Origin of the sequence: Pseudomonas sp. Ps21-P2 (genome assembly GCF_039672565.1) — a bacterium.
In the GTDB taxonomy this organism is placed as follows: Bacteria; Pseudomonadota; Gammaproteobacteria; order Pseudomonadales; family Pseudomonadaceae; genus Aquipseudomonas.
The window spans coordinates 265,356-276,633 of sequence record NZ_JBDFPL010000004.1; the positions used below are offsets into that span (position 1 = coordinate 265,356).

Here is an 11,278-nt window from a genome sequence, read left to right on the forward strand (position 1 = left end):
GCGTGAATTCTGCCTGTCACATTCGGCAGGCATGCTCCGGAATCAAACTGCGGCAGGCAGTGCGCATGTGTCAACTCGCCACAGTGCGCAGAACTTTCCGCTGCTGCCAATGGTCATTGGTTAGCACCTTTGCATTCAAATTGTTGAGTGGTGATCCGGATGGAAAATATCAGCTTGCTACTGAGCGAAGCGCTGTCCCCTTATCAGGTGAGAATTGGCCCTGCCGGTATTCTGGGCGAGCGTCTGGTGACGCTGAAAAATCCAGCGGGTGCGATAGTGATCGAGCGTGTTTTTTCTGCGTCGCAACTGGGCGACAAGCGCCAGCTGACTGACGTGGTAGATGGTCTTCACCGTGATTTGATGGTGGCAGAAGGGCGCATTGAGCCTTGTGTCATCGCAGCCATGCGCAATGTGTCCCAGTCCGCTGCTTACGCTGCAGCTCGACCTTTCGTCTGAGCTGCGGGGAACCTTCTCGATTCAGTAGGCTCCTATCAGTTACGGCAGGCGCAGGCATTGTGCTCCGATGTTCATGCTGCCTGCCGTACGGGTCCAAGATGGACCACGGTTGACCCCGAGTAGTCTCCCCGCTGCTCGGGGTTTCTTTTGTCTGAAATTCGGCTTTTCGCTCCAGGCCGCGGGTCTATGCCGGGTCAGTTCGGCGGCTCCTCAAAAAATGTCTGGGCGTCGCGCAGATACTCCTCCTTCTTGACCATCCACTCCGCATAAAACCCGATCAGCCGCGTCACCCGCAGCACACGCATTTCCCGGTTGATGATCTCCATCGCCGCGCGTCCCTTCTCGGTCTTCGAACAGGCAATGTGAGCAAACTGGTATTTGGGCACGCCCTTGACCGGGAGAAATTCCAGCGCATCCAGGGGAATGCCTTGTTGCTGAGCGTGAAATCGGGCTTCCGGCCAGTAACTGATAATCGCTTGAAAGCGATCAAGCCGCTCCATCTCCAGCATGCTGCCCACCGCCGTGTTGCCGTAGTGCAGGATCAGACGTTTGGGGCGAGTGGTCTCGCGCAACACTTTATCGATGACCGGGCCGTAGCTGCGTTCGCCGACGATGCCGACATCAACGCTGTCGCTGGCCAGCAGGGCGGCGAGGTCGAGGCGGCCGTCGGCGTCGATGAAAGGTGCGAACAGCGCATGGCGGCTGCGCTCGATCGTCACGCCATTACTGGGCGTGGCATAGGAGGGGATGGAAAACAACATGGTTTTGTCGCGCTCGGGCGTCCACAGCAGGGTCGGGTCGCAAGCGAACACGTCAGGGTCATTGAGCATCTGCGTTCCGCGCGCGCGATTGACGTGCATGATCTGGTGATCGTATTCCGGCATCCGGGCGGTCAGCTCAGGCATCAGCTTGTCGATGGCGCCCTGGCCCGCCAATGGGCCCGAAAATATAGTCAGGGGCGGGAAGTCGCGCAGCAGCCAGATCAGCGTTTCACGTGCCGACGCGGTACCGGGCAGGCTAATGAGCAGAGCAGCGAGCAGCACGGCGCGCATTCGGGAACCGGTGACATGCATGGAAGCGTTGACCCTCATCGACAGCGTCTCGCAGCAAGGAATCGGTGATGTGCCTCATTTATTTAACACATGTCATGGGGGCATGAGTAACGCCTCGCGAACGTTGTGCCCCAGCTCCGATCTGAAGGGCGAGCCGCATCGCTCATCGAGTTCGGTCGTTCAACGGGGCTGCATCGGGTAGACTTGCCGCCTTTCCCGTCTCTACTAGAAGCCCGTTCATGGCCCAACCGTCCACGACCTACAAGTTCGAACTCAATCTCACCGACCTTGATCGCGGGGTCTACGAAACCGTCAAGCAGACCATCGCGCGTCACCCTTCGGAGACCGAAGAGCGCATGACCGTGCGCCTGCTGGCCTACGCCTTCTGGTACAACGAGCATCTGTCGTTTGGCCGTGGTCTGTCGGACGTCGACGAGCCTGCGTTGTGGGAAAAGAGTCTGGACGATCGCGTGCTGCACTGGATCGAAGTGGGCCAGCCCGACGCCGACCGCCTGACGTGGTGCTCGCGCCGCACCGAACGCACCAGCCTGCTGGCCTATGGCAGTCTGCGGGTGTGGGAAGGCAAGGTCATACCGGCGATCAAGACGCTGAAGAACGTCAATATCGCTTCGGTCCCCCAGGAGGCACTGGAAATCCTGGCCAAGGACATGCCCCGAGTGATCAAGTGGGACGTGATGATCAGCGAAGGCACGATCTTCGTCACCGATGATCGCGGCCAGCACGAAGTGCAACTGCAGTGGCTGGCAGGCGAGCGGGGCTGATTCAGTCCTGCATTGCGACGCTACAACAGCGGCATCGCGGTGGCATCGCTACACCCAACCGGCCCCAACGAGAACACCAGCGGAACCCGAATGCGCATCGAACCACGCGAGTTACCTGACACCCTGCCTTTTCTTGGCGATCTGCCGCCTTTGCTCACCCGGTTATACGCAGCGCGCGGTGTGGCCTCGGAGGAAGAGCTCGACAAGGGCCTCGCCCGGCTGATTCCCTACCAACAGCTCAAGGGCATCGAGGCCGCCGTCGATTTGCTGGTGACTGCATTGCAGCAGCGTCAGCGCATCCTCATCGTCGGCGACTTCGATGCCGATGGCGCGACGGCCAGCACGGTGGGTGTATTAGGTCTGCGTCTGCTCGGTGCGGCGCATGTGGACTATCTGGTGCCGAACCGTTTCGAATTCGGCTACGGCCTGACACCGGAAATCGTCCAGGTCGCCCTTGAGCGCCAGCCTGATTTGCTCATGACCGTGGACAACGGCATTTCCAGCGTTGAAGGCGTTGCAGCGGCGAAGGCGGCGGGCTTGCAGGTATTGGTCACCGATCACCACTTGCCCGGCCACGAATTGCCGGCGGCCGATGCCATCGTCAACCCGAACCAGCCCGGCTGCACCTTCCCGAGCAAGTCGCTGGCCGGCGTTGGCGTGATTTTTTATGTGTTGATGGCCTTGCGCGCACGACTGCGGGACATCGGCTGGTTCGAGGGCCGCGCTCAACCCAATCTGGGCGAGTTGCTGGATCTGGTGGCATTGGGCAGCGTCGCCGACGTCGTGCCGCTGGACGCCAACAACCGGATTCTGGTGCACCAGGGGCTGATGCGCATCCGCGCCGGTCGTGCCCGTCCGGGGTTGCGCGCCATTCTCGAGGTCGCCCGTCGCGAGGCCTCGCGCATCACCTCCACCGACCTGGGGTTCATCATCGGCCCACGCCTGAACGCGGCCGGGCGCCTGGATGACATGAGCCTGGGCATCGAATGCCTGCTCTGCGATGACGAGACCGAGGCGCGGGAAATGGCCGTGCGTCTGGACGAGCTCAATCAGGACCGCAAATCCATCGAGCAGGGCATGCAGCGCGAGGCACTCGCCCAGCTCAAGGACCTGCCGCTGGAGTCGATGCCGTTTGGTCTGTGTCTGTTCGAACCCGAATGGCACCAGGGCGTGATCGGCATTCTGGCCTCGCGTTTGAAAGAGCGTTATCACCGCCCGACCATTGCCTTCGCCAGCGCAGGCGAGGGTGTGCTGAAGGGGTCGGCGCGTTCGGTGCCGGGCTTTCACATCCGCGACGCGCTCGATGCCGTGGCGGCTAAACATCCGGAGCTGATCAGCAAGTTCGGCGGTCATGCGATGGCGGCCGGGCTGTCGCTGCCGGAAGGCAACTTCCCGGCATTCGCCGAGGCCTTCGATGCTGAAGTTCGCCGCCAGCTCAAGGAAGAAGACCTGACCGGCCGGCTGCTGTCCGACGGCACACTGGCCGTCGAAGAGTTTCACCTGGAACTGGCCCGTGCGCTGCGCAACGCCGGCCCGTGGGGGCAGCACTTTCCCGAGCCATTGTTCCATGGCGTGTTCCAGCTGGTGGAGCAGCGAGTGGTCGGCGAGCGCCATCTGAAGATGGTACTCAAGACCGAATGCGGCAGCGTCAAGCTCGAAGGCATCGCCTTTAGCGTCGATCGCGACGTATGGCCCAACCCGACCGTGCGCTGGGTCGAGCTGGCGTACAAGCTGGACCTGAACGAATTCCGCGGCAACGAAACCGTGCAACTGATGGTGGTTCATCTTTCACCGCGCTGAACTGTGATCAGCGTGCGGTGTGGCCACTGACGCCTTCCCGGCTAAAGCCAGTCCTACAGGTGAACGCGTTGTTTCAGGATGTCTGGCTTACGCCGGGAAATGAGTGAACCCTCACTTAGCTCGGGTTGTCGACTAGGCTCAAGGTTCGCAACGTATGGAACCTGCCACACGACCTGAGAGGTGCCCATGAGCCTGCTGCTTGAACCCTACACCCTTCGCCAGCTGACCCTGCGCAATCGCATTGTGGTTTCGCCGATGTGTCAGTACAGCTGCGCCGACGGCCTGGCCAATGACTGGCATCTGGTCCATCTGGGCAGTCGCGCGGTCGGCGGCGCCGGGCTGATTTTCACCGAAGCGGCGGCGGTAACCCAGTACGGGCGCATCACCCCGGAAGACCTCGGCCTCTGGAACGACGAGCAAATCGAGCCGCTCCAGCGCATCACTCGATTCATCAACGCCCAAGGCGCGGTGGCCGGCATTCAGCTGTCCCATGCAGGACGCAAAGCCAGTACATGGCGGCCGTGGGTGAGCCAGAGCGGCGCCATCCCTGCCGACCAAGGCGGCTGGGCGACCTGGGGCCCCTCGAAGATCGCTTTCGACCCGACCTACACCGTGCCTACGGCGCTGGATGAGGCCCAGATTCAGGACATCATCAGGGCCTTCGTCGATGCTGCCAAACGTGCTTTGACCGCAGGTTTCAAAGTGGTCGAAATCCACGCTGCCCACGGTTATCTGCTGCATCAGTTCCTGTCGCCGCTGAGCAACCAGCGTCAGGATCAATACGGTGGCTCGTTCGAAAACCGCATCCGCCTGACCCTCGAAATCACCAAGGCCGTGCGTGAAGTCTGGCCCGCAGACCTGCCGTTGTTCGTGCGCGTCTCGGCCACCGACTGGGTGGAAGGCGGCTGGAACGCGGACGAAACCGTCGAGCTGGGCAAACGCTTGAAAGAGCTGAGCGTCGACCTGGTTGATGTGTCTTCCGGCGGCACTGCGGCCAAAGCCGAGATTCCGGTGGGCCCGGGCTATCAAACCGAATTCGCCGCTCGAGTGCGCAGCGAATCCGGCATTGCCACCGGCACCGTGGGCATGATCACCGAACCCACCCAGGCCGACACCATTCTGCGGACGGGCCAGGCTGACCTGATCTTCCTCGCCCGCGAACTGCTGCGCGATCCGTACTGGCCGCTGCGTGCCGATGAACATCTGGGCGGACGCCAGGCCACATGGCCCGCGCAATACCAGCGGGCAACGCACCGCGACCAGCCGATTCATGAGTCGGATTTACGGGATTGAGGCGCAGGCGCGGAACGCCTGTATAGGCTATTCGCTTATAAATATGGGGTCAGATGGCTTGCCGAAGCAGGTCACTGACCCATTGGTTGATGCTTTTATGCGCCAACTCCGCTTGTGACGCCACGCTTGCATGCAACTCAGGTTCCAGCCGTAAGCTCAGTTTTCCGGAATAGGTTTTCTGTGGCTCACGGCCCAAGCGTTCGCAGACTTCAAGATAGTCGTCCACCGCCTCTTCAAACGCCGATCGTAGCTCTTGTACCGACTGGCCATGAAAGCCAATCACGTCTTTGATCCCCGCGACATGCCCTACGAAGAGGCCGTCTTCATCGCTGTAGTTGATCCGGGCTGAGTAGCCTTTGTAGTTCATGATGTTCATGGAGTAACTCCTGCGTGCTCAAGGAACGCTCGCGCGTCACGAACCTGGTACGGCTTCGCACCCTTGTCCGGGTGCGGCCGGTGAAAGGTCGCCACTACGCCATTGAGTTCGAACCTGACCCTTGAGCCACTGCCTTCTATGGTTTTTGCGCCTAACGCCGCGAAGAGCGACTCCAGTCGACTCCATTCCAGGTTATGGGGGACGGGTTTGGAGAACACGATTTTTAAGGTGCCAGCTTGTCGATTATTCATGGTATCAAAATATGATACTGACAAGCCCGAGCCTAGTGCGATGTTGTAGGAAAAGGAGACTCGTCAGGGCTCCTGCGTCTTAATCCCGCCCAGCTCGCCCTATCTGCCTCCCGTCGTGGGAAGCACGCTGCCCCAACCCGCTCAATTCCCCCCACTCCCCGCCACGCTTTCCCCGCCCTGCGTCAGGTAGTACGCGCCGAGGATCGGCAGCATGGTCACTATCATCACGAGCATCGCCACGACATTGGTTACCGGCACGTCCCGTGGGCGGCTGAGTTGGTTGAGCAGCCAGATGGGCAATGTGCGCTCATGCCCGGCAGTGAAGGTGGTGACGATGATTTCGTCGAACGACAGGGCAAACGCCAGCATGCCGCCGGCCAGCAGCGCCGAGCCCAGGTTGGGCATGATGATGTAGCGGAAGGTCTGCCAGCCATCGGCGCCGAGGTCCATCGAGGCTTCGATCAAGCTGTGGGATGTGCGGCGCAGGCGGGCGATAACGTTGTTGTAGACGATCACCACGCAGAAGGTCGCGTGGCCGACGATGATGGTGAACATGCCCGGCTCGATCCCCAGGGTCTTGAACGCCGACAACAAGGCCAGCCCGGTGATGATGCCGGGCAGGGCGATGGGCAGAATCAGCATCAGCGAGATGCCGTCCTTGCCGAAGAAGTCCCGCCTGTACAACGCTGCCGAGGCCAGCGTCCCGAGCACCAGTGCGATCAGCGTGGCGACGCAGGCGATTTGCAGCGAAAGCTTGATCGACTCCAGCACGTCAGGCCGCGCGAATGCCACGCCGATCCACCTCAGGGTGAAGCCTTTCGGCGGGAAGCTGAAGGCGGCGTCTTCGGTGTTGAAGGCGTAGACGAAGATGATCAGGATCGGAAAGTGCAGAAACACCAGACCGCCCCAGGCTGCGATCTTCAGGGCCCACGACGCTTTATCAGAGTGCATCGAAAGCCCCCAGACGCTTGACGATGGCCAGATAAACCGCGATCAGCACGATCGGCACCAGCGTGAACGCTGCTGCCATCGGCATATTGCCGATGGCGCCTTGCTGGGCGTAGACCATGCTGCCGATGAAGTAGCCCGGCGGGCCGATCAGTTGCGGCACGATGAAATCCCCCAGCGTCAGCGAAAACGTGAAGATCGAGCCCGCTGCAATGCCAGGCACCGACAGCGGCAGAATCACCTGCATGAACGTCTGCCGGGGCGTGGCGCCAAGGTCGGCGGAGGCGTGCAGCAGTGACGGCGGCAAGCGTTCGAGGGAAGCCTGAATCGGCAGGATCATGAACGGCAGCCAGATGTAGACGAACACCATGAATCGCCCCAGATGCGAGGTCGACAAGGTGCTGCCGCCGATGCCGGGCACGCTCAACAGCCCCTGCAACACCGGCGCCAATCCCAGATGCTGAACGAACCATTGCGCGACGCCACCCTTGGCCAGCAGCAGCGTCCACGCGTACGCCTTGACGATGTAACTGGCCCACATCGGCATCATCACCGCGATGTAAAAGAACGCCTTGGTTTTGCCGGTGGTGTAGCGCGCCATGTAATACGCGATGGGGAAGGCGATGATGGCGCTGGCGATGGACACTGCGACCGCCATGCTCAGGGTGCGGCGGATGACGTCGAAGTTGGCCGGGTTGAACAGCGCGCCGAAGTTCGCCAGGGTCAGGTCCGGCGTCACGGTCATGCTGAAGTCGTCGAAGGTATAGAAGCCCTGCCACAACAGGCCCAGCAGCGAGCCGAGGTAAACCGCGCCGAACCACAGCAGCGGCGGGATCAGCAGCAGTGACAGGTAAAGATTTGGGCGTCGATACAGCAGGCTGGAAAAGCGCCGGAGTGGCGATTGCCGTTGCATTGGCGCCGAGCCAGTGAACGTCTGACCCATCTCAATGCGCCTCGCCCGTCGCGATTTCTGGCGACTCACGTGGCGCGTCATGTAGCGCAATCATCGCTTCCCGCGCCCAGCATGCCGTCAGGCGTTGCCCCGGCTGATAGCGCGCCCCGGTGTCCAGCCATTGGCTATTGGCCTGGCTGACAGTGAGCGTCTGGCCGTTGTCCAGTTTGACCTCGTAGCGGGTGGCACTGCCCTGATATTGAATGTCGTGCAGCACGCCGCTGAGCTGAATGTCGTGCGTCGCAGTGCCGCTCTCGGCAAAACGGATGTGCTCGGGCCGAATCGAAAAAGCGCCCGGGCTGCCGGTCAATGCCTGCGCCAGTTCGCCGCGCACGACGTTGGAGGTGCCCACGAATTCCGCCACAAAAGTCGTGGCCGGTTTCATGTACAGATTGCGCGGCGTATCGACCTGCTCGATGCGGCCTTTGTTGAACACCGCGACCCGGTCCGACATCGACAGCGCTTCGGTCTGGTCGTGGGTGACGAAGATGAAGGTGATGCCCAGCTGGCGCTGCAGCTTTTTCAGTTCGCTTTGCATCTGTTCGCGCAGCTTCAGGTCGAGGGCGCCGAGGGGTTCGTCGAGCAGCAGCACCCGCGGCCGATTGACCAGTGCACGCGCCAGGGCCACACGCTGGCGCTGTCCGCCGGACAGTTGCACGAGTTTGCGCACGCCATAGCCGTCGAGCGCCACCATGTTCAGGGCCTCGTCGGCTCGCTTGATCCGCTCGGCCTTGCCGACGCCTTTGACTTTCAGGCCATAGGCAACGTTGTCCCGCACGTTCATGTGCGGAAACAGCGCGTAGTCCTGAAACACCGTGTTGACGTCACGCTGGTACGGCGGCAGACCGGCGGCTTCCTGGCCATGAATGCGAATCGAGCCGGCGCTGGGTTGCTCGAAGCCTGCGATCAGGCGCAGGCAGGTGGTCTTGCCGGAGCCTGAAGGGCCAAGCATGGAAAAGAACTCGCCGTCCTCAATGTCGATGGACACCCGGTCCACGGCTTTCACCTCGCCGAACAGCCGCGAGACCTGGGTGAACTGGACAGCGTGGGTCATGGCTTAACGCCCGCCCATGATCGCAATGTAATCCTGCGTCCAGCGGCTGTACGGTACGTATTTGCCGCCCTCGGCCTGGGGTGTTTTCCAGAAGGCGATCTTGTCGAACAGGTCAAACCCGTTGGTCTCGCAACCCTCGGCGCCGAGCAGTTCGTTGCCCTTGCAGGCGTCAGGCACCACCGGCAGGGAGCCGAACCAGGCCGCAACGTCGCCCTGAACTTTCGGTTGCAGCGACCAGTTCATCCATTTGTAGGCGCAGTTGGGGTGTTTGGCCTCGGCGTGCAACATCGTCGTGTCGGCCCAGCCGGTGGCGCCTTCCTGGGGGATGGTCGAGGCGACGGGCTGCTTTTCGGCGACCAGCCCGTTGACCATGTAACCCCACGAACTCGACGCTGCCACACCTTCGTTTTTCACGTCGCTCATCTGCACCGTTGCGTCATGCCAGTAGCGGTGAATCAGCGGCTGCTGAGCGCGAAGCAGGTCGAGTACCGCCTTGTATTGGGTCTCGGTGAGCTGGTAAGGGTCGACGATGTTCAGTTCCGGTTTGGCGGTCTTCAAGTACAGCGCGGCGTCGGCGATGTAGATCGGCCCGTCATAGGCCTGGACCCGACCCTTGTTCGGTTTGCCGTCGGGCAAATCCTGCGGCTCGAACACCACGCTCCAGCTCACCGGCGGCGTCTTGAACACGTTGGTGTTGTACATCAGCACGTTCGGGCCCCATTGGTAAGGCGTGCCGTACGTTTTGTTCTCCACCGTGTACCAGGGGCCGTCTTTCAGGCGCGGGTCGAGGGTCTTCCAGTTCGGGATCAGCGTGGGGTCGATGGGCTGCACACGCTTGCCGGCGATCAGTCGCAACGACGCATCGCCCGACGCGGTGACCAGATCATAGCCGCCCTTGGTCATCAGGCTGACCATCTCGTCGGAGGTTGCGGCGGTCTTGACGTTGACCTTGCAGCCGGTTTCCTGCTCGAAGCCGGTCACCCAGTCGTAGGCCTTGTCGCTTTCGCCGCGTTCGATGTAGCCCGGCCACGCCACGATATCCAGTTGCCCCTCGCCATCGCCCACCGCCGTGAGTGCTTCAGCGGCCTGCACCGCGCCGCTGGTGAATAGGGCGGTAATCACGGCGCTGAGAATCGCAGTCTTGTGCACAGACATGGTGGGTTTGCCTCATGGTGGTTGTTTGGGCAGAGATCGGTGGTGCAGAGCGTAGTGCCCCGTTCGATCCTCGACAAACTTGGCGCAGCAAATACCGCGCCCATTCGTGCAAGGCGGATGCGGTTGAGTCAAAACCCATCCGGCCTCTGGACGCTCAGTTGCCGCAACATTCAGAAGCAAACCCGCCCGGCGCGCGTCGGTGCCTTCGCCTTAACCTGCGGGTCGAATCGTCTGTCCCCCTTCTGAAGGTGAAGTCATGAACACGCGCGGTTTACTCGATCAACTGTTGAAATCCGGCCAGGACCTGCTGCAAAACAAGGCCGGCGCTCACGACAAGAGCGGCAAAAGCGGGCAAAACGGGCAGGGCGGTCTCGGCGATCTGCTCGGCAAAGTCGGTGGCAGCGGCCTGGGCGGCAAGTTGGGCGGGAGCCTTGGCGGGCTGCTCTCCGGGGCCGGTGGCGGCGCGTTGGCAGCGGGCGCGATGGGCTTGCTGATGGGCAACAAAGGCGCACGCAAAATGGGCGGCAAAGCGCTGACCTATGGCGGGCTCGCAGCGTTGGGCGTGCTGGCGTACAAGGCCTACGGAAACTGGCAGGCGAGTCAGGGTGTGGCGCAACCGGTTGAGCCGCAAACCGTGGACCGCGTGCCGCCGGCCCAGGTCGAGCAGCACAGCGAGGCCATCCTGCGGGCGCTGGTGGCAGCGGCCAAGGCCGACGGCCACGTTGACGACCGTGAACGCGAACTCATCGAAGGCGAGTTCACCCGCATCACCGGCGACAACGAACTGCAGCAATGGCTGCACGCTGAACTGAACAAGCCGCTGGACCCGGCCGATGTCGCCCGCGCGGCGCAGACCCCGGAAATCGCCGCCGAGATGTACCTGGCCAGCGTGATGATGGTCGACGAAGAACACTTCATGGAGCGCGCTTACCTGGACGAACTCGCCAAGCAGCTGAAGCTCGATCCCGCCCTCAAGACCGAGCTTGAGCACCAAGTGCGTCAGGCGCAGCCTTAAACCGTCAGCCTGTCCAGCCACCCGTCCCGGATACACCATCCGACACCCGCAAACCTGCGGGTCAGGCCCAACAACCGTTGGGGCCTGACCCGCATTTCTCCCCCGTCGCTGAACGTCCGCTGCAGGCATCCGCCAACAACGCAC

The 11,278-nt window shown here is 61.9% G+C and carries 12 protein-coding genes; 5 read left to right on the top strand and 7 right to left on the bottom strand.

The window, feature by feature from the left end; genetic code table 11:
- Positions 1-159 precede the first annotated feature (159 nt).
- Complete coding sequence (locus ABEH28_RS12285; RefSeq protein WP_346630048.1) at positions 160-456, top strand: DUF3509 domain-containing protein; 297 nt, start codon at positions 160-162, stop codon at positions 454-456.
- Between the two features lie 194 nt (positions 457-650).
- On the opposite strand, the gene ABEH28_RS12290 is transcribed toward ABEH28_RS12285, so the two are convergent.
- Positions 651-1,547, bottom strand: a complete 897-nt coding sequence (locus ABEH28_RS12290; RefSeq protein ID WP_346630049.1) for a TIGR02285 family protein — start codon at positions 1,545-1,547, stop codon at positions 651-653.
- A 200-nt stretch (positions 1,548-1,747) separates the two neighbouring features.
- Here ABEH28_RS12290 and ABEH28_RS12295 point away from each other — a divergent pair, with 200 nt between their 5' ends.
- The 3 genes from ABEH28_RS12295 to ABEH28_RS12305 all read left to right on the top strand — a co-directional run bounded on the left by ABEH28_RS12295 (position 1,748) and on the right by ABEH28_RS12305 (position 5,383).
- Entirely contained in the window at positions 1,748-2,290 is a 543-nt protein-coding gene (locus ABEH28_RS12295; protein ID WP_192170779.1) for a YaeQ family protein, read from the top strand.
- 90 nt (positions 2,291-2,380) lie between these two features.
- The gene (gene recJ, locus ABEH28_RS12300) at positions 2,381-4,090 is read left to right on the top strand and encodes a single-stranded-DNA-specific exonuclease RecJ (protein WP_282373304.1); all 1,710 of its coding nucleotides are present in this window, start codon (positions 2,381-2,383) and stop codon (positions 4,088-4,090) included.
- 186 nt (positions 4,091-4,276) lie between these two features.
- Positions 4,277-5,383: an NADH:flavin oxidoreductase/NADH oxidase gene (locus tag ABEH28_RS12305; protein ID WP_346630050.1), complete on the top strand. Its 1,107-nt coding sequence runs from the start codon at positions 4,277-4,279 to the stop codon at positions 5,381-5,383.
- Positions 5,384-5,432: 49 nt separating this feature from the next.
- On the opposite strand, the gene ABEH28_RS12310 is transcribed toward ABEH28_RS12305, so the two are convergent.
- The 6 genes from ABEH28_RS12310 to ydcS all read right to left on the bottom strand — a co-directional run bounded on the left by ABEH28_RS12310 (position 5,433) and on the right by ydcS (position 10,119).
- Positions 5,433-5,759, bottom strand: a complete 327-nt coding sequence (locus tag ABEH28_RS12310) for a type II toxin-antitoxin system HicB family antitoxin (RefSeq protein ID WP_192170782.1) — start codon at positions 5,757-5,759, stop codon at positions 5,433-5,435.
- Entirely contained in the window at positions 5,756-6,010 is a 255-nt protein-coding gene (locus tag ABEH28_RS12315; RefSeq protein ID WP_346625565.1) for a type II toxin-antitoxin system HicA family toxin, read from the bottom strand. Before ABEH28_RS12315 ends, ABEH28_RS12310 begins: the two co-directional genes overlap by 4 nt.
- Positions 6,011-6,151: 141 nt before the next feature.
- Positions 6,152-6,961 carry an ABC transporter permease gene (locus tag ABEH28_RS12320; RefSeq protein ID WP_346630051.1) on the bottom strand — a complete coding sequence of 270 codons (810 nt, stop codon included), beginning with the start codon at positions 6,959-6,961 and terminating at the stop codon, positions 6,152-6,154.
- Complete coding sequence (locus ABEH28_RS12325; RefSeq protein WP_346630231.1) at positions 6,951-7,871, bottom strand: ABC transporter permease; 921 nt, start codon at positions 7,869-7,871, stop codon at positions 6,951-6,953. Before ABEH28_RS12325 ends, ABEH28_RS12320 begins: the two co-directional genes overlap by 11 nt.
- A 31-nt stretch (positions 7,872-7,902) precedes the next feature.
- Positions 7,903-8,964 (bottom strand): ABC transporter ATP-binding protein, encoded by a 1,062-nt coding sequence (locus tag ABEH28_RS12330; RefSeq protein WP_346630052.1) that lies wholly within the window; start codon positions 8,962-8,964, stop codon positions 7,903-7,905.
- 3 nt (positions 8,965-8,967) lie between these two features.
- Entirely contained in the window at positions 8,968-10,119 is a 1,152-nt protein-coding gene (gene ydcS, locus ABEH28_RS12335; RefSeq protein ID WP_346630053.1) for a putative ABC transporter substrate-binding protein YdcS, read from the bottom strand.
- Between the two features lie 256 nt (positions 10,120-10,375).
- Between ydcS and ABEH28_RS12340 the strand changes: the two genes are divergently transcribed.
- A complete protein-coding gene (locus ABEH28_RS12340) occupies positions 10,376-11,134 on the top strand; it encodes a tellurite resistance TerB family protein (protein ID WP_346630054.1) in 759 nt (252 codons plus the stop codon).
- Positions 11,135-11,278 lie beyond the last annotated feature (144 nt).

What these genes read in the sequence shown, in the direction of transcription:
- ABEH28_RS12285 (WP_346630048.1), top strand. Translation starts at nt 160, where the DNA reads ATGGAAAATATCAGCTTGCTACTGAGCGAAGCGCTGTCCCCTTATCAG.
- ABEH28_RS12290 (WP_346630049.1), bottom strand. Translation starts at nt 1,547, where the DNA reads ATGAGGGTCAACGCTTCCATGCATGTCACCGGTTCCCGAATGCGCGCC.
- ABEH28_RS12295 (WP_192170779.1), top strand. Translation starts at nt 1,748, where the DNA reads ATGGCCCAACCGTCCACGACCTACAAGTTCGAACTCAATCTCACCGAC.
- recJ (WP_282373304.1), top strand. Translation starts at nt 2,381, where the DNA reads ATGCGCATCGAACCACGCGAGTTACCTGACACCCTGCCTTTTCTTGGC.
- ABEH28_RS12305 (WP_346630050.1), top strand. Translation starts at nt 4,277, where the DNA reads ATGAGCCTGCTGCTTGAACCCTACACCCTTCGCCAGCTGACCCTGCGC.
- ABEH28_RS12310 (WP_192170782.1), bottom strand. Translation starts at nt 5,759, where the DNA reads ATGAACATCATGAACTACAAAGGCTACTCAGCCCGGATCAACTACAGC.
- ABEH28_RS12315 (WP_346625565.1), bottom strand. Translation starts at nt 6,010, where the DNA reads ATGAATAATCGACAAGCTGGCACCTTAAAAATCGTGTTCTCCAAACCC.
- ABEH28_RS12320 (WP_346630051.1), bottom strand. Translation starts at nt 6,961, where the DNA reads ATGCACTCTGATAAAGCGTCGTGGGCCCTGAAGATCGCAGCCTGGGGC.
- ABEH28_RS12325 (WP_346630231.1), bottom strand. Translation starts at nt 7,871, where the DNA reads ATGCAACGGCAATCGCCACTCCGGCGCTTTTCCAGCCTGCTGTATCGA.
- ABEH28_RS12330 (WP_346630052.1), bottom strand. Translation starts at nt 8,964, where the DNA reads ATGACCCACGCTGTCCAGTTCACCCAGGTCTCGCGGCTGTTCGGCGAG.
- ydcS (WP_346630053.1), bottom strand. Translation starts at nt 10,119, where the DNA reads ATGTCTGTGCACAAGACTGCGATTCTCAGCGCCGTGATTACCGCCCTA.
- ABEH28_RS12340 (WP_346630054.1), top strand. Translation starts at nt 10,376, where the DNA reads ATGAACACGCGCGGTTTACTCGATCAACTGTTGAAATCCGGCCAGGAC.